General features: G+C 55.6%; 14 protein-coding genes and 1 tRNA gene. 10 read left to right on the plus strand and 5 right to left on the minus strand.

The window, feature by feature from the left end:
- Positions 1 to 12 precede the first annotated feature (12 nt).
- Both JEM67_RS00880 and JEM67_RS00885 read left to right on the plus strand, forming a co-directional pair.
- Complete coding sequence (locus JEM67_RS00880; RefSeq protein WP_199636408.1) at positions 13 to 1359, plus strand: esterase-like activity of phytase family protein; 1347 nt, start codon at positions 13 to 15, stop codon at positions 1357 to 1359.
- A gap of 101 nt (positions 1360 to 1460) precedes the next feature.
- Positions 1461 to 1555: transfer RNA gene (locus JEM67_RS00885), tRNA-Sec, on the plus strand.
- Between the two features lie 134 nt (positions 1556 to 1689).
- On the opposite strand, the gene JEM67_RS00890 is transcribed toward JEM67_RS00885, so the two are convergent.
- Complete coding sequence (locus tag JEM67_RS00890; RefSeq protein ID WP_199636409.1) at positions 1690 to 1995, minus strand: hypothetical protein; 306 nt, start codon at positions 1993 to 1995, stop codon at positions 1690 to 1692.
- Positions 1996 to 2019: 24 nt separating this feature from the next.
- Positions 2020 to 2343, minus strand: coding sequence for a hypothetical protein (locus tag JEM67_RS00895; protein ID WP_199636410.1), 324 nt, complete (start codon positions 2341 to 2343; stop codon positions 2020 to 2022).
- Between the two features lie 944 nt (positions 2344 to 3287).
- On the opposite strand from JEM67_RS00895, the gene JEM67_RS00900 reads away from it, so the two are divergent.
- From JEM67_RS00900 to JEM67_RS00910, 3 genes are all read left to right on the plus strand, one after another.
- Positions 3288 to 5162: a diguanylate cyclase domain-containing protein gene (locus tag JEM67_RS00900; protein ID WP_199636411.1), complete on the plus strand. Its 1875-nt coding sequence runs from the start codon at positions 3288 to 3290 to the stop codon at positions 5160 to 5162.
- 39 nt (positions 5163 to 5201) lie between these two features.
- Positions 5202 to 6980 (plus strand): sensor domain-containing diguanylate cyclase, encoded by a 1779-nt coding sequence (locus tag JEM67_RS00905; RefSeq protein ID WP_233527726.1) that lies wholly within the window; start codon positions 5202 to 5204, stop codon positions 6978 to 6980.
- A gap of 307 nt (positions 6981 to 7287) precedes the next feature.
- Positions 7288 to 8028, plus strand: a complete 741-nt coding sequence (locus tag JEM67_RS00910) for a helix-turn-helix transcriptional regulator (RefSeq protein ID WP_199636412.1) — start codon at positions 7288 to 7290, stop codon at positions 8026 to 8028.
- A 40-nt stretch (positions 8029 to 8068) separates the two neighbouring features.
- On the opposite strand, the gene JEM67_RS00915 is transcribed toward JEM67_RS00910, so the two are convergent.
- Positions 8069 to 8656, minus strand: a complete 588-nt coding sequence (locus JEM67_RS00915; RefSeq protein ID WP_199636413.1) for a histidine phosphatase family protein — start codon at positions 8654 to 8656, stop codon at positions 8069 to 8071.
- 160 nt (positions 8657 to 8816) lie between these two features.
- On the opposite strand from JEM67_RS00915, the gene JEM67_RS00920 reads away from it, so the two are divergent.
- Positions 8817 to 9053 (plus strand): DUF4282 domain-containing protein, encoded by a 237-nt coding sequence (locus tag JEM67_RS00920; protein ID WP_004950762.1) that lies wholly within the window; start codon positions 8817 to 8819, stop codon positions 9051 to 9053.
- 131 nt (positions 9054 to 9184) lie between these two features.
- Positions 9185 to 10633, plus strand: a complete 1449-nt coding sequence (locus tag JEM67_RS00925) for an alpha/beta hydrolase (RefSeq protein WP_199636414.1) — start codon at positions 9185 to 9187, stop codon at positions 10631 to 10633.
- Here JEM67_RS00925 and JEM67_RS00930 read toward each other — a convergent pair.
- Positions 10630 to 11379, minus strand: a complete 750-nt coding sequence (locus tag JEM67_RS00930; RefSeq protein WP_013811000.1) for an NAD-dependent epimerase/dehydratase family protein — start codon at positions 11377 to 11379, stop codon at positions 10630 to 10632. The genes JEM67_RS00925 and JEM67_RS00930 overlap by 4 nt on opposite strands.
- A gap of 92 nt (positions 11380 to 11471) precedes the next feature.
- A complete protein-coding gene (locus tag JEM67_RS00935; protein ID WP_199636415.1) occupies positions 11472 to 12335 on the minus strand; it encodes a LysR family transcriptional regulator in 864 nt (287 codons plus the stop codon).
- Positions 12336 to 12449: 114 nt separating this feature from the next.
- Between JEM67_RS00935 and JEM67_RS00940 the strand changes: the two genes are divergently transcribed.
- The 3 genes from JEM67_RS00940 (at position 12450) to JEM67_RS00950 (ending at position 16761) form a co-directional block, all read left to right on the plus strand.
- The gene (locus JEM67_RS00940) at positions 12450 to 13208 is read left to right on the plus strand and encodes an SDR family NAD(P)-dependent oxidoreductase (RefSeq protein WP_199636416.1); all 759 of its coding nucleotides are present in this window, start codon (positions 12450 to 12452) and stop codon (positions 13206 to 13208) included.
- Positions 13209 to 13471: 263 nt separating this feature from the next.
- On the plus strand, positions 13472 to 15343 hold the full coding sequence (gene bglF / locus JEM67_RS00945) for a PTS beta-glucoside transporter subunit IIABC (RefSeq protein WP_199636417.1): 1872 nt from the start codon (positions 13472 to 13474) through the stop codon (positions 15341 to 15343).
- A gap of 14 nt (positions 15344 to 15357) precedes the next feature.
- Positions 15358 to 16761, plus strand: coding sequence for a glycoside hydrolase family 1 protein (locus tag JEM67_RS00950; RefSeq protein WP_199636418.1), 1404 nt, complete (start codon positions 15358 to 15360; stop codon positions 16759 to 16761).
- Positions 16762 to 16879 lie beyond the last annotated feature (118 nt).

Below are 16879 nucleotides of genomic sequence, written 5' to 3' on the forward strand. Positions count from 1 at the left end.
GGGAACCATGACATGCACATCACCAAAACCCGTTTGGCGCTGTTGGCAGGATGTATGGCATTAAGCGGCAACCTGTGGGCCGACGCGCAGCCGGCGCAGGCGATACTGGCCGGGCATGCGCTGCTGCCGGTTAAATCCAGCATCTCCGCACCACAGGATGCGCCGAGCGATTTGCGGCAAAGCGGCAAATACACCAGCGGCCAACGTGTCACCGAATTGGGCAGCGTGGCGGGCAAATCTGCCGATCGTATGACCGGCATCGGCCTGCCGATCAACGGCCAACCCTTGCAGGGCCATTCCGGCATCAAACATATGCCCGACGGCACCTACTGGGTGCTTACCGACAACGGCTTTGGCAGCAAGGCCAACTCGCCGGACGCCATGCTGTATCTTAATCACTACAAAATCGACTTCAGCACCGGCACGGTCACGCCGCTGAAGACGGTATTCCTGCACGATCCGGATCAGAAGGTGCCCTTCCATATCATCAATGAAAGTACCGAAAAACGTTACCTGACCGGCAGCGATTTCGACCCGGAAAGCTTCCAGTTCGCCGACAATGCGCTGTGGATCGGCGACGAATTCGGTCCTTACCTGATCAAGGCCGATCTGGACGGTAAGGTGCTGGCGGTGTTCGACACCAAGGTGGACGGCAAGGTGGTGAAATCGCCGGACAACCCGACGCTGACCCTGCCGGGCGCACCGGACGGCAAACAGAACTTCCAGGTGGCGCGTTCCAAGGGCTTTGAAGGCATGGCGGCGTCGCCGGACGGCAGCAAACTCTACCCGCTGCTCGAAGGCGCACTGTGGGACGGCGAGAAGTTTGAAAACGTCGACGGCAAACGCTACCTGCGGGTGCTGGAGTTTGACGTGAAACAGCAGGCATGGACCGGTCGCAGCTGGCAATACGTACTGGAAGATAACCAGAACGCCATCGGCGATTTCAATATGATCGACGCCACGCACGGCCTGGTGATTGAGCGCGACAACGGCGAAGGCACGCCGGACAAAGCCTGCGCGGCGGGTACGCCAACCGACAACTGCTTCAGCCAGGTAGCGAAGTTCAAACGGGTGTATAAAATCGCCTTCTCAGACGCCAACGTCGGCAAACCGGTGGAAAAACTGGCGTATATCGATCTGCTGAACATTCAGGACCCGAACAAGCTGGCGCGCAAGCCGCTTAACGACGGCGTACTGACCTTCCCGTTCTTCACCATTGAAAACGTCGACGTGGTGGATGGCAGCCATATCATTGTCGGCAACGACAATAACTTCCCGTTATCTTCCAGCCGCCAGCCGAACGTGGCGGACGATAACGAATTTATCCTGCTGGACGTGAAAGATCTGCTGAAGCCTTAACCCCGCCGGCCTCCGGTATCGTTGCCGGGGGCCACCGCTATTCCCTCTTAGCACCAGGGATAAACTGAGCTATAATCAGCCTCTTGCTTCTGACTCCCGAAGGAAGATCCTCGTCCCCGGTGGGGCGGCCGGACTTCAAATCCGGTTGGGGCCGCCAGCGGTCCTGGGCAGGTTCGACTCCTGTGATCTTCCGCCAAATCACTGTTTTCCGCACTTTCTTAAATTCAACGAAACCCTTTTCGAGCGAATCGATTTCCGGATATCTTTCCGGAAAATAACCCTTATTCGAGTAATGAGCTTTGATGTGGAGCTCTGGCGACTCTCTGCGGGCTATATGGCAAAGCTAGAACGACCATAAGCAATATCTTTGAAAACGCCGGTCGAGGCATCATCACCATCCTGATGCTGGGTCATCGTCATTGCGAAAGCAAAATGAAGGTGCCGGTCAGTGTTGATGCGCTTGAGCCGGCGGGCCATTAGGATAGAGAGTGCTAATATTGCTTCTATAAAGCCTTTAAAACGATAAAATATTAGCACTTTTAGTATTGGGTTTAGATACGGCAGGGTGCTCTGCATTTGGCCCGCATAAAAATTAAGACACCCGCGTTCGGTGTCTTTTTTTGCAAGTTTCGCCATCAAATCAATAACGCAGCGGGCAAACTACGACGGATAAACATTGCCTTCATGCATCTGCAACAGGTGGTTGTTCGCCTGTTCGCTGAGTTCTAACAAGGCTGGGAGCACATGCGCGGAGGCTTTGAGCCAGGCGCTGATTTGCACCCTGCTGCTCGTTGAGTTCTGTTCCCCGTTTTCCAGCGATTCCGCCAGATACAATAAGCCATAACATAACCCTTCTGCGGATTCCTGAGCCACGGCGCTGAGATCGCACAATTGGATATCGCTGAGTTTGCAAAATTGCAGGTCGGCAATGAGGTTGCGGAAGATGGAGATAGAGGATGCGGTGTTTTCAAATGTCGTGTTCATAGTGTTTTTCCGAGATAGTAGTGATTGCTACCATCACGCGAGGTTCCAATCTCGGGTGGTGGCCCAGACAGGTTTGGAACCCCGGCTCTCAGAAAAACCGGTCAACCTTGCGGTTGCCCTGCCTGAGCCACCAAAGAGAGTGTGCACGTAGGCGCTGAAAAAACACAAGGTTTTTCAGTTCTGAGATAATCGGGGGTTCCAATCCCGGCTACGGATTTTGCCGCAGCAAGAAGACTCTATCCCGGCGATAACGCGCAGGAAACAGGCTGGATAGATTTACAGGAATTTGTTGTAGGGATTGGAATCTGGCTCGCAATTTATGATTACCTTGCGGACCTTATTATCTCCGGCTCCTGTACAGGGTGGGGCAATATTACCGGCAGGATAAAACTCCTTGCTCTGAGCGGCTAACATTGATTTCAGAGCGCTATTCTTCACGAGAATTTTTATTTAAATATTATCATCATGATAAATTTAATTACGCCACCATGATTCTCAATGCAATGATTACAAATGCAATAATAATGGGTTATCTCATGATAATAAAAAACTACTCCGTATTTAAATAAACTCATCACGTTTCTGAATCAGAAAGGATAAAGAGGCATGATGAGAAAAGAGCGACGTTTGACGCAGGATTACGCCTGCTCGCGACGCGATATTTGCCTGGGATATCACGCTGTGCATTGACCCACTATACTTTGTATGCCTGAAGCGCTGGAGAATGGGATGCGCTGTCGCCTGCGTCAGGGATGTTTCCCAGCCCTGAGATTCAGGACACCTGGCCAGAAAGCGATATCGGGCTGATACTGATTGACTCCATGATGGCTGAGGTTGATTGCCGTTCCAGTGAGGGAGGTAATGAACTGATTCTGATTAAAAACACAGCGGCTAGCTCAGCAGGACATTGAGCTTCGCCGCTGAAACAGTAAACCGGAGCACATATGTTCGAGCCATGCTTTCCAGAGAATGAAGCCGAACGTCTGTCGGTTCTGAATTCGTTGAACGTATTGGACACGAATTCAGTGGAAAAATTGGACCGCATCACGCGGCTGGCCGCAAAATATTTTGGCGTCAGCATTGCGCTGATTTCTCTGATAGATCGTGATCGTCAGTGGTTTTTGTCGCGCTTTGGTCTGGATGCCAGAGAGACGCCACGCAATATTTCTTTCTGCGGGCACGCCATTTTGCAGCGAGAGACCTTGGTGGTGCCCGATACCGCAGTCGACCCCCGTTTTTTCGATAACCCCCTGGTCACCGGTGGCCCAAAGATTGGGTTCTACGCCGGGCAGCCCTTGCTCTCGCTGGATGGCCTGCCGCTGGGCACGCTGTGCATTATTGACAGCCGTCCTCAATCCTTTTCCCATGACAGGGCGCACGACTTACGGGATTTTGCCGCGGTAATCGAAGAACACCTGCATGGTGTTGAACGTGATATTTATACCGAAAGCCTGAAATCTAACCTGCAGCGCACCGAAGCCCTGTTTGAACAGACATTTTCTCAGGCGGCGGTAGGCATGGCCCTGGTCTCGCTGGAAGGGTATTGGTTGCGCGTCAACCCACGCATTTGCGAAATGCTGCAGTATTCTGAACGGGAATTGCTGGAGCGCACGTTCCAGGACATCACCCATCCGGACGATCTGCATATCGACCTTGGCCTGCTGAAACAGTTGCTAGCCAACGAGATAGCAACCTATTCGATGGAAAAGCGTTATTACCGCGCAGATGGTTCAATTATTTGGGTTCAGCTTACGGTGGCCCTGAACCGCTTGCCGAATGGCAATCCTCACCATTTTATTTCGGTCATCGTGGATATCAGCGAGCGTAAAGCGGCTGAGGCCGATTTGTTCGCGTTGCAGCATGAGCTGGAAGAGCGGGTCGAACTGCGTACCCACGAGCTCAGCGTGGTCGTCAATAAACTCAATCTCGAAATTGACAGCAGAGTCCTTACCGAACATCAACTTAGCGCGGAGAAAGAACGTCTGCGCGCCATTACCGACAATATGCCGGCCCTGATCAGCCAGATCGACAACGAGGAACGTTATCTTTTCGCCAACAGCGCTTATAAGACCTGGTTTGGCCTGGATGAAGCGCGCCTCAAGGAAATGACGGTTCGGGAGTTGATAGGAGAGGCTGCTTATGCGACGGCCAAACCTGTGATCGAAAGAGCGTTATGCGGGGAAACCCTAAGCTTTGAGAATGAACTCCAGACGCGGCAAGGGTTATTGATGGTCCATACCACATTAGTGCCCTGCGAAACGCAGGGTTTCTATATTTTGTCTATGGACATCACCGAGCTTAAACGCTTGCAGCAGCGGCTGGAATACGATGTCACCCATGACATGCTGACAGGGTTAACCAACCGACGCGCTTTCCTGCGCCGGCTGGCCGGCACATTGCAGCTCTGTTGCCCCCAGCAGCAGATGGCGCTGTTATTCATCGACCTCGATGGTTTTAAAAATATCAATGACAGTTTCGGCCATGATTTTGGCGATCTGATCCTGAAGACCTTCGCCAAACTGCTCAGCGCCTGTGCCGGTACTAACAACAGCGTGTCGCGGTTAGCCGGGGATGAGTTTACGGTAATCCTGTGGCCGCTAATGCACCCGGAGCGGCAGGTCAGTGAGTTTTGCGAGAAGGTACTCACGCAGTTGGCGGCGATAACGCAAATTGGCAATCAGAAGGTGACCCTGTCCGCGAGTATCGGCGCAGCGATATCCTCAGACGGCAATATCAGCGCTGAAGCGTTACTGACCAAAGCCGATGACGCCATGTACCAGGCGAAGTCCGCAGGCAAGAAGACCTACACGATCCGCTAGTTGAATCGTCTTTATCGGCTTTGATGGGGGATTCCATGCATGCTAAGACACCTCAGTAAAAACGAAGATGAACGACAAGCCACGATCGATGCCCTGGAAGGGCTTGATACCAGCCATAATGACGCTATCCATAATGTGTTGGATCTGACGTGCAGGCTTCTGCAAGTGCCCGGCTGTTTTATCTGTCTCTACGGCTCAAAAAAAATCTGGATCAAGGCAAAAATCAATACCGAACTGCAGGATATCGATTTTAACAGCCCGCTCTTCAACTTTGTCCGGCATAGCGGTAAACCGCTGATCTGCAAGGATACCCAACGGGACAAACGTTTCGCATCAGACCTGATGGTCACTGGCCCTGCCGCGATTCGTCACTATGTCGCCATGCCTATACGTACCCGCGAAGGCTATATTATCGGGGCGTTATGCATCACCGACAAACAACCGCGTTTTTTTTCGGCCGTCAGGGTCGGTTTGCTCAGTAATATGACCACCATCGTTGTTGAGCTGATTGAGGCACAAAGTGAGATTGGATTGGTCGATGCGGTAACGCGTTTCCCTAATCGCCAGAGGTTAATGAGAGAGATCGGCAATCTGTCGTCGGCCCCCGGTGAATATGCCTTGATTCTGATCGATACGATCGACATTAAATACGCCTACGAAATGGCGCGCTCTTTCGGTCTCTCGGCTGTGGAGCTGGTGTTGGTGGATATTGGGCATTTTCTAAAAGACACGTTTCTTGGTGAGCAAATTTTATACAGCATTTCTCCGGGACGTTTCGCCACCATTATCGATGCCCAAAAAACACACTCGGCAATAGGCATGCTGGAAACCTGTGCAGAGCGGATCCGCCATGAGGTGCGCGGTATCGTGCCGTTGAAACTGGAGCTGTATGCCGGCTACACCCTGTTCTCGGTCCAGGACAGCAACCCGCAGGAGGTGTTGCGTGAAGCGACCAGCGCCTTACATGACGCAATAGATGAGAGCCTGACCGTCACGGCATATAACGTCTCGAAGGATGCCATACGTAAATACAAATTCAACTTGCTCAATGAGTTGGCGGAAAGCCTGAAACAAAGGGCCGGTTTGTATCTTGAGTATCAACCCAAAGTTGAGCTGATCTCGAAGCAGATTATTGGGGCGGAAGCGCTGCTGCGCTGGCAGCATCCGGTACTCGGGGCAATCCCCACCGGTGATTTTATTCGTCTCGCAGAGAACACGTCGCTGATCAAACCCCTCACCGAGTTTGTGATTTCACAGGCGACCCGCGAGGTCTTCAGGTTGCGTCAGGCAGGGCTCAATATACCTGTATCGATCAATGTCGCCGCCGAAAACTTTGCCGAGAAAAACTTTTCGGGCAGGCTGGACGACGCACTCGGCCACTATAATCTGCAACCCCAAGATATCGAGCTCGAATGTCTGGAATCACAGCGGATCCTCGAAAGCGGTGAGGCGTTAGCCTGTTTGCAGACGCTCAAGGCCAGAGGTTACACCATTGCGCTGGATGACTTCGGCGCTGGCTACAGCAATCTAAACTACCTGCGGCATATCCCCGCCAACGTGATTAAGCTGGATGGATCTTTGATCAAAAACTTGAAAACGGACAACGAGAGCCGAATCGTGGTGCAAAGCATTATTGATATGTTACATAAGCTCAATTATGTCGTGTTGGCCGAAGGCGTAGAAGATCAAGAGTCACTGCATTACCTCGAACAATATGGTTGCGACATCGCTCAGGGATTTTATTTCTCCCCGTCAGTCAGCCTGGAGAAACTGTGCGTGTTGCTCAATACCCACCCTCAGCGGTTAAAGATATCCTGACTGCATACACCCGGTTTTTTCCAGGGTGCTGGCCGCTGGCCAGAGGGGTATGGTGCAGATGAATTTGAAAGGATAGGTTAATAATGCTAAAGTAATGTTCCCGGCCAGTAGTGGCTTTTTGCATGCCCTGTCTGACCGGAAAATTTTCCCTGGTGTTGGCTATATTGGCTACCTGACCGTACAGGTCAGGTTTTTTTTACCAGAGCCTAACGAGGTTTATTATATATCTCGGGCTACAATATATAAGCTGTACTTAAATCTAGGTTCTTTCCTCTAAAGGGTAAAGCCGGATCGCCACGGAGCGCGCATGTTTTCTACCCTCAATGAAAATCCAATCATAACGGGAACGCTTCGGGAGCATATCGACAGGAAGTTATCATCACTCGGTAGCCCGGCATACGCCTACACGGTTGTCAGGAAGAATAATCCGTCAGATGTTCTCATTATTTCCAGTTACCCTGACGAATGGGTGGATCTCTACCGCACCAATAATTTCCAGCTCACTGACCCGGTGATACTGACTGCGTTCAAACGTGCTTCGCCTTTTGTATGGGGCGAAAATATCACCCTGATGTCAGATAAAATATTTTCCCTCTCCAGGCGATACCACATCGTTAACGGCTTCACTTTTGTATTGCATGACCCTATGAACAACCTGGCGTTGCTGTCTGTCATCATCGGCAGCAACGGACAAGGGGCGCTGGAAAAGCGGCTCTTGTCCGATAGCGGCGCTCTGCAGATGTTACTGATCGATTTTAATGAACAGATGTATCGCCTCGCCGGGTCGGTCTCCTCCGGTATAAGCGAGCATCATGCGGGCGTGTGCAAACCCATTTTCACCCCACGGGAGAATGAGGTGTTGTATTGGTCCAGCATGGGGAAAACCTATGGAGAGATTGCTGTCATCGCGGGGATTTCCGTGAGTACGGTGAAGTTTCATATGGGTCATATTGTGGTGAAACTGGGCGTCGGCAACGCCCGTCAGGCTATCCGATTGGGCGTTGAGTTGGGGCTTATTACACCGGCAGCGACAGCGGCCAGGCGATAAGGAGGCCCATCTGCCAAACCCATCGAAGGCTGTTCTGGCTTTACCCTGCGGATGGGCAGGTCTCCGCCAATTGAGTCAGCCCCTCGCTTTCCTGCTTGAAGGTCACTTTGCCCTGATCCAGTGTGACCACAAAAATGCTGTCGAAGTCGCTGCCCGGCCATTTGGGCACCTGATTGGCGTCGCCACCGCGTGCGGCAACGATGTGCTTCACCGCTTTGTCGAGGTTCTTGTGTTCCCAGGCGATAAAGACGCGCGAGTTCTGGTATTTTTCGCTGAGCAGCGCTTGTTCAAGCCCGGTGATGTCGTCGGCGTGGAACTGAATGTTGATGGGTAACTCTGCACGCACGGCGGTGGGCATAATGGTCGATAAAGCGCGCAGCGAACTGCCGCTTTTGTTCTCCTTCGGCCCGGCGGCAAAGATAAAGTCCGGCTTGCCGTAGCGGCCCAGCAGCACCTGCGGTAACGCCAGTGCACGGTTCAACCCCTTACAGGTCAGCTGGCCGCTGTTGTTGGCGGGTTTCTCCCCGTGCCGGACGAAGATCAGCGTTTCCTGCGCTTGTGCGCTCTGGCTGCACAGCCACAGTGCCGCCAAACAGCCCAGTATGTTGTGGCCTATCTTGTTGCGCATCTTTACCCTCAACTTTCATGCAATGGTTCGTTGATTTTCTTGCGCTTTGCGTCGCATAACTCGTTATCATAACCGGCGTAACAAATAGGGCCGGCCGCCATATCGACGCTGACGAGTCGCCTCTGGGATAATTAAATACTGACCTAAGGAAGGATTTACAATGAAAAATATTTTCTTTTTTGACGCGATGCTGACACCGAAAATCATCACTGCCGTTTACTGGCTGTGCCTGTTGGGCATTCTTGTTAGCGGCATTGGGGCGATGTTCTACGGGGAGTTCTTCCGTGGCCTGCTCGGGATTATTCTCGGCGGCGTGTTTACCCGCGTCTGTTTTGAAATGATCATCATTGCATTCAAAAATAACGAATATCTGCGCAAAATCGCCGAAAAGCCGTAATTTAGTTGAAAATGCCGGGCCATGCCCGGCGTTGTTCATTCCTGTCTCGGTGCTTTCATGGCACACCGCTGCCCCTGAGCGCCTTTAGCACCTATAATCGCTGCTGGATAACCGTGAATTCAGGGGTGAGTATGCCGTCCAGGGCGATAATCAAAGGGATCAAACGGCTGACGATTGTGGTCGTCACCGTCGTATTCACGTTGCTTGCAGTGCGGGTTTACGACACCCAAAGCGGCCCTGCGCTGGAGCCGTGGCACACTTTTGTGCCGCACGAATTGTCTGCCGCCGAGCTGGATAAGGCTGACTGGCAAGCGTACCTGGTCGCCGAAAACCGGGTGTTCGATGAGGTGAAGGCCAACGTCACCGACAAGCTTTCCGCCAGCGAACGCATTCCGCTCAACCGCTATTTCGACGGCAGCCCTGTGTATCCGCCGCACTTTGCCCAGGACTGGAACCGCTCCTATGAGCTGTTGCCGCAGGGCGAACCGCGCGGTGCGGTGGTGTTGCTGCATGGCCTGACCGATTCCCCTTACAGCCTGCGGCATATCGCCGAAAACTACCGGCAGCGCGGTTTTGTGGCCGTCGGTATTCGCCTGCCGGCGCACGGTACGGTACCGGGTGCGCTGACCGATATCGAATGGCGCGATTGGCTGGCGGCGACGCGGTTGGCGGTACGCGAGGCACGCAGTAAAGTCGGGGGCGACAAGCCGCTGCATATCGTGGGCTTTTCTAACGGCGGCGCGCTGGCGATGAAATATGCGCTGGATGCGCTGGAAGACCCGAAACTGGCGGCACCGCAGCGGCTGATTCTGATTTCGCCGATGATCGGCGTCACCAGCTTTGCCCGTTTCGCCGGCATCGCCGGTTGGCCTGCGGTGTTCCCGGCGTTTGCCAAAGCGGCGTGGCTTGGGGTGTTGCCGGAGTTTAATCCGTTTAAATACAACTCGTTTCCGGTGAATGGCGCGCGCCAGTCTTATCTGCTCAGCAATAGCCTGCAACAGCAAATCGCCCGTGCTGCACGTGACGGCAAGCTGAGCACATTGCCGCCGGTGCTGACCTTCCAGTCGGTGATGGATTCCACCGTCAGCACCCGGGCGGTGATCCGCGCGTTATACAATGAACTGCCGGCGAACGGCAGCGAATTGGTGCTGTTTGACGTCAATCGTACAATCAACTTCGGGCCGCTGCTGCGGCCAAACGCGGCGGCGGCGGTTAGCCAGTTGTTGCCTGTACCCCCACGCCGTTACCAGACGACGGTAATAGCCAACGCCTCACCGGAAAGCAACGAGGCGATTGCCCGCATAACGCCGGCCGGGAAAACTACGGAAACCGTGCAACCGCTGGGGATGACTTACCCGGCGGATATTTATTCGCTGTCGCATGTGGCGCTGCCGTTCCCGGTGAGCGATTCGCTGTATGGGCGTTTCCCGACGCAGCGCGATGAGTTCGGCATTAGCCTGGGCACTATCGCTGCGCGCGGCGAACGGTCGGTGTTGGTGGTCGATCTCGATTCGCTGATGCGCATCGCTTCCAACCCGTTCTTCCCCTACCTGCTGCAGCGCATCGACAACAAGCTTTAGGCGAAGCCCAGAATGCTGAACGCATCGTCCTGCGGGTAGTAGCCGAGCAGGCGGCTGGTTTCTTCCAGCGACAGCCGCTTATAGCGGTTGTTGGAGACACCGTGTACCACCGCATGGTGCACGCCTTCAATGCGGATGCAGCGTTCCAGCAGATCGGCGGCGTCGCGGTGGCTGAGAAAAGCGCTCATGTCACGGGCGCTTAGCTGCTCGCCGGCTTCCAGCGTGGTGAAGTTGGCGATGCGTACCGACAGCGCGGAAAGCCCTTCCTGATGGGCAAAATAGGCGGCGATGCCTTCGCCGAACGCTTTGCTGACGCCGTACAGGTTTTTCGGTTTGGGGGCGTCTTCCGGGCGGATCTGGTAATCCAGCGGATAGCCTTCTACCGCCTGCGCGCTGCTGGCGAATACCACGCGTTTGCAGCCGGCGTCTTTCGCCGCACGGAAAATATTGTAGGTGCCGAGGATATTGTTATCTTTCAACGAGTGACAAAAATCGGCATCGGGGGAGGGATCGGCGGCCAGGTGCAGCACGGTATCGATATTGGCGCAGGCCGCGCGGCAGGCGTCGAGATCGGCAATGTCGAAGCTGATCACTTCATCGCCGGGTTGCAGGCCGGTCAACAAGTTGATGTCTCTTTCCGCCAGCCGCAGTTGATAGCGATCGCCCACCGATTGACGGAATGCCGTGGCGACCCGGCCACCTGCGCCGGTAATCAAAATTCGTCCAAACTCAGTCCGCAATGTCATGATTTCAGCCGTCCCTAAAGTAAATTACGCGGCGATCAGTAATAATCCCCCGTGTGACTTTTGTCCAGCATTCAATTAGCAAGTCTGATGTTTTATGTTGCCAGAGGACATTTTTTTCCGATGAGATCGCTCAGGAAAGTCATGACCGTGCGGATGGCGGTGGAACGCGCCAGATCGGGGTAGGTGACCAGCCACAGTTCGCGCGTTGGCGGCGCTATCGACGTCGGCAGGGCAACCAGTAGTGGGTCGTTATCGGCGACAAACGTCGGCAAAACTACCGCACCCAGCCCCGATCGTGCAGCTTCCTGCAAAGAGAACAGATCGCTGGCCTGAAACACCACCGGGCGGCCTTGCAACAGCTGCAGCAGCCACTGTTGGTGCGGCTGGTTGCTGTAGTGATGGTCGTAGGCGATAAAGGCCCACGCCGCTTCCGGCAGGGCGGCGTGCTGCGGGGTAGCGTACAGCCTGTAGCGCATCATGCCGATGCGTTGCACCAGCAGATCCGGTTGCTGTGGTCGCACCATGCGCACCGCCACTTCAGCATCGCCGCGATCCAGTTCGGCGATGGAGGCTTCACCGGAGAGCACCAGCGTAATATGCGGAAAAGCCTGGTGAAACTCGGTGATATGCGGGGCGATGACCCGTGCGGCGATCGACGGCGGCGCGCTGATGCGTACCTGGGCCTGCGGCGTTTCACCGGCGCTGCGGGCATGGCGAGCAATGGCGTGACTTTGATTTTCGATCTCTGCCGCCAGCGCGGCCACCCTTTGGCCGTCCGGCGTCAGCGGCGTGCTGCGCGGCAACCGCAGGATCAGCCGCAGCCCGAGCGCCTTCTCCAGCGCCGCCACCCGCCGGCCGACCGTCGCGTGGTCACAACCCAATTCCCTTGCTGCCGCCGACAATGAACCGGTGCGAGCCAGCACCACAAAGTGTTTTAAATCCTGCCAATCGAACATCAGTGAATTCCTGCACAGTATTGCCGCAATTTTATGGAATATTCACACAGAGCGGGCTGTGATTCAATGCCGTTATCTCTTTAGCGAAATTGACTTATTCAATTAGGATATCTTATGAATTTGCAGCTACAGGATCGTGTTGCGTTAGTCACCGGCGCCAGCGAAGGCATCGGCGCCGGTATGGTTCGGGTTCTGGCGGCGCAGGGGGTCACCGTGGTGGCGACCGCCCGCCGTGAGGAACGCTTGCTGGCTCTGGCCGACGAGGTTGAACGAAGCGGTGCCCCACGGCCGTATGCGATCGCGGCGGACATTACCGACGCGGCGGCGCTCGACAGCATGCTGGCGCAGGCGGCACGCCTGGTCGGGACGATTGATATCCTGATTAATGCGGTCGGCGGCGCTCGTCCGACCGCGTTGAGCGAAGGTGACGCCGGTTGGGAAGAGGCGTTCGCCCTGAACTTTACGCCGGCCCGCCGGGTGACCCACGCGCTGTTGCCCGGCATGCAGGCGCAAGGCTGGGGGCGAATCATCAACATCAGCGGCTCGATGGAACCGCGCAGCCTGAATGCCGCTACCGCCGCCAAGGGCGCGCTGCACCTGTGGGCCAAGGGGCTGGCAAGCGAGCTGGCGGCGCAGGGCATTACCGTCAATACGCTGCAACCTGGGCGGATTAACAGCGAGCAGGTGCGTGAAAAACTGCACCCGACCGAGGCCGCACGCCAGGCGTTCATCAAGCAGAATATCCCGATCGGCTACTTTGGCGAGCCGGAGGACATGGCTTATCTGGCGGCGTTTCTTTGTTCCCCGCTGGCGCGCTATATCACCGGCGCCGTGATCCCGGTAGATGGCGGCATGCACTATTTTGCCCACTGAAGCCGTTTTGCATGCCGGATCACAGTTCCACTCTTTGCCGCCGGAAAGCCTTGCCGTGGCGAAAAACGGAGTGTTAACGTCATAGCTCAGCCGATTTAGGGTTGTCACTGCTCCGGCAGGCAAAACCTAAACCTCATGCTTCTGTTCCCCTTTTTTCGGGTGCAGGTCCATGAGGTTTAGGTTTTTTTTTGCGCTGAATTCCGTCACGGCGATAGGCCATCGCTGCGCTGGAACGGCAGAACACAGATTGTAAGGATAACACTATGAAATATGACACATTAGCCAGTGAGATTTTGGCCGGCGTCGGTGGCCGCGACAACGTGAAAAGCCTGGTGCATTGCGCCACTCGCTTGCGCTTTAAGCTGCGTGACCGCCAGCGTGCCGATGCCGCGGCGCTGAAAGAAAATCCCGGCGTCATCATGGTGGTGGAGAGCGGCGGGCAGTTCCAGGTGGTGGTGGGTAACCACGTGGCGGAAGTCTATAACGCGGTCAATCAGGCCGCCGGTCTGGGCGATGGCGCGGCGGAGGATGACGCGGGCGATGGCAAGAAGGAAAACCTGTTCAGCCGCTTTATCGATGTGGTGTCAGGCATTTTTACCCCGCTGCTGGGGGTGATGGCCGCTTCGGGGATCCTGAAAGGTTTTCTGGCGCTGAGCCTGGCATGCAACTGGCTGTCAGGGGACGGCGGCACCTATAAAATGTTGTTTGCCGCCAGTGACTCGCTGTTCTACTTTCTGCCGATCATGCTGGGCTATACCGCCGGGAAAAAGTTCGGCGGCAATCCGTTCATCACTATGGCGATCGGCGGCGCGCTGACCCACCCGCTGATGATGGCGGCGTTCGAGGCAGCGCAGCAGCCCGGTGCGGTGCGTGAGTATTTCCTCGGCATCCCGATGACCTTCATCAATTACAGCTCGTCGGTGATCCCGATTATTTTCGCCGCCTGGGTTTCATGCCGGTTGGAGCCGTTGTTTAACCGGGTGATCCACAGCGCGCTGCGCAACTTCATTACGCCGCTGTTGTGCCTGGCGATCACCGTGCCGCTGACCTTTTTGCTGATCGGCCCGGCGGCAACCTGGCTCAGCCACCTGCTGGCCAACGGTTATCAAAGTATCTATGCCTTTAACCCGATCGTTGCCGGTGCCTTTATGGGGGCGATGTGGCAGGTGTGCGTGATCTTCGGCCTGCATTGGGGTCTGGTGCCGTTGATGATCAATAACCTGAGCGTGCTCGGCCGCGACACCATGGTGCCGCTGCTGTTACCGGCGGTGATGGGTCAAGTGGGCGCCACGCTGGGCGTGATGCTGCGTACCCGCGATACCAAACTGCGGGCGCTGGCTGGGTCCGCCATCGGCGCCGGGGTGTTTGGCATTACCGAGCCGGCGGTCTACGGCGTGACCTTGCCGAACAAACGGCCCTTTATCTTTGGCTGTATCGGCGGTGCGCTCGGCGGCGCGGTAATCGGCTATTTCCATACCGCCACTTACTCTTTCGGCCTGGTGAGCGTCTTCACCTTTGCGCAGATTATTCCCGCCGGCGGCTTCGATGCCACGGTGTGGGGGGCGATTGGCGGCACCCTGTTGTCGTTCTGCTTCGCTGCGGTGGCCAGTTATCTGTTTGGTGTGGTGCCGGCGGAGGTGGCTGCACCACAGGAGCCGAAACCCGTCACGCCGCTGAATCGCAAGGAGATTATCGCCAGCCCAATCGCCGGTGAGGTGATGCCGTTGGCACAGGTCAACGACGCCACTTTCGCCAGCGGTTTGCTGGGCAAGGGGGTGGCGATCGTCCCGTTGCAAGGGCGGGTAGTGGCGCCGGTGGCGGGGTGCGTGGCGTCATTGTTTAAAACCAAACACGCGATTGGCATTGAGTCGGACGACGGAGCGGAAATTCTCATCCACGTCGGCATCGATACCGTCAAGCTCGACGGGCTGCATTTCACTGCCCACGTGCAAGAAGGGGATCGGGTCAAGCCGGGCGATCTGCTGATTGAATTTGACCAGGCGGCGATCCACGCCGCCGGCTTTGATACCACCACGCCGATCATCGTCAGTAACAGCGATGACTACGTCGACGTGCTGGCCAGCGGCCACGGCAGGGTGCAGGAACAGGCGCCGCTGCTGACTTTATTACGTTAACCAAGGAGAAAGCGATGAGCAGCAAATTTCCAGACCATTTTCTGTGGGGCGGCGCGGTTGCGGCAAATCAGGTGGAAGGGGCTTACCAGACCGACGGTAAAGGGCTGTCGACTTCTGATCTGCAACCGCAGGGCATTTTCGGTGCGGTGACGCCACGGGTTGACGGCGACAGCGGCATCAAGGACGTGGCGATCGACTTTTACCATCGTTATCCGCAGGACATCGCATTGTTCGCGGAAATGGGCTTCAAGTGCCTGCGCACCTCTATTGCCTGGACGCGTATTTTCCCGCAGGGCGATGAAGAAACCCCCAACGAGGCCGGGTTGGCGTTTTACGATCGGCTGTTCGATGAGATGGCCAGGTACGGCATTCAGCCGCTGATTACTTTGTCGCACTATGAGATGCCGTACGGGCTGGCGAAAAAGTATGGCGGTTGGGGCAATCGCAAGACCATCGGCTTCTTTGAGCGCTATGCGCGTACTGTGTTTGAACGTTATAAGCACAAGGTGAAGCACTGGCTGACCTTCAATGAGATCAATATGTCGCTGCACGCGCCCTTTACCGGCGTCGGCCTGCCGGAGGGCAGCAGCAAAAGCGAGATTTACCAGGCGATTCACCATCAGCTGGTCGCCAGCGCCAAGGCGGTGAAGGCCTGCCATGAGATTGTTCCGGAAGGCAAAATCGGCAACATGCTGTTGGGCGGTATTTTGTATCCGCTGAGTTGCCGGCCGGAGGACCTGCTGGAAACCCAGCGTCAGAACCGCGATTGGTTGTTCTTTGGCGATGTGCAGGCACGCGGCGGTTATCCGGCCTATATGAAGCGCTATTTCCGTGAAAACGGCATTCAGGTCGAGATTACCGCCGAGGATCAACAGGCGCTGCGCGAGACTATCGATTTTATCTCGTTCAGCTACTACATGAGCGGCTGCGTCACCACCGACGAACAGCAAAACACCGCCGAGCGCGCCAACATTCTCAACATGGTGCCGAACCCGCATCTGGCCAGTTCGGAATGGGGCTGGCAAATCGACCCGATCGGGCTGCGCTACCTGCTCAACGTGCTGTATGACCGTTACCAGAAACCGCTGTTTATCGTGGAGAACGGGCTGGGCGCCAAGGACCGCATTGAAGCCGACGGCAGCATCAACGACGACTATCGCATCAACTACCTCAACGATCATCTGGTGCAGGTGGCGGAAGCGATTGACGACGGTGTGGAGGTGATGGGTTACACCAGCTGGGGGCCAATCGATCTGGTCAGCGCCTCTAAAGCCGAGATGTCCAAGCGCTACGGCTTTATTTATGTCGATCGCGACGATGAAGGTAACGGCAGCCTGGAGCGTCGCCGCAAAAAGAGTTTCTACTGGTATCGCGATGTGATCCAGAGCAACGGTAACAGCCTGAAAGACCAAGGCTAAATCTGAATACCCGCCCGGCGGCAATCGTCGGGCAATCACCTTTATTCACTGCTGCCAATTATGGGGAATTCTCGCCCAGGGAATGCTGTTGCCCGCAGTCAGCGTTTTATATGCGGAG

The organism is Serratia sp. PAMC26656 (assembly GCF_016469055.2).
In the GTDB taxonomy this organism is placed as follows: domain Bacteria; phylum Pseudomonadota; class Gammaproteobacteria; order Enterobacterales; family Enterobacteriaceae; genus Serratia; species Serratia plymuthica.

Coding starts and splice junctions, on each gene's coding strand:
- JEM67_RS00920 (WP_004950762.1), top strand. CDS start 8,817: ATGAAAAATATTTTCTTTTTTGACGCGATGCTGACACCGAAAATCATC.
- JEM67_RS00950 (WP_199636418.1), top strand. CDS start 15,358: ATGAGCAGCAAATTTCCAGACCATTTTCTGTGGGGCGGCGCGGTTGCG.
- JEM67_RS00925 (WP_199636414.1), top strand. CDS start 9,185: ATGCCGTCCAGGGCGATAATCAAAGGGATCAAACGGCTGACGATTGTG.
- bglF (WP_199636417.1), top strand. CDS start 13,472: ATGAAATATGACACATTAGCCAGTGAGATTTTGGCCGGCGTCGGTGGC.
- JEM67_RS00905 (WP_233527726.1), top strand. CDS start 5,202: ATGCTAAGACACCTCAGTAAAAACGAAGATGAACGACAAGCCACGATC.
- JEM67_RS00910 (WP_199636412.1), top strand. CDS start 7,288: ATGTTTTCTACCCTCAATGAAAATCCAATCATAACGGGAACGCTTCGG.
- JEM67_RS00880 (WP_199636408.1), top strand. CDS start 13: ATGCACATCACCAAAACCCGTTTGGCGCTGTTGGCAGGATGTATGGCA.
- JEM67_RS00890 (WP_199636409.1), bottom strand. CDS start 1,995: ATGGCGAAACTTGCAAAAAAAGACACCGAACGCGGGTGTCTTAATTTT.
- JEM67_RS00895 (WP_199636410.1), bottom strand. CDS start 2,343: ATGAACACGACATTTGAAAACACCGCATCCTCTATCTCCATCTTCCGC.
- JEM67_RS00940 (WP_199636416.1), top strand. CDS start 12,450: ATGAATTTGCAGCTACAGGATCGTGTTGCGTTAGTCACCGGCGCCAGC.
- JEM67_RS00900 (WP_199636411.1), top strand. CDS start 3,288: ATGTTCGAGCCATGCTTTCCAGAGAATGAAGCCGAACGTCTGTCGGTT.
- JEM67_RS00915 (WP_199636413.1), bottom strand. CDS start 8,656: ATGCGCAACAAGATAGGCCACAACATACTGGGCTGTTTGGCGGCACTG.
- JEM67_RS00935 (WP_199636415.1), bottom strand. CDS start 12,335: ATGTTCGATTGGCAGGATTTAAAACACTTTGTGGTGCTGGCTCGCACC.
- JEM67_RS00930 (WP_013811000.1), bottom strand. CDS start 11,379: ATGACATTGCGGACTGAGTTTGGACGAATTTTGATTACCGGCGCAGGT.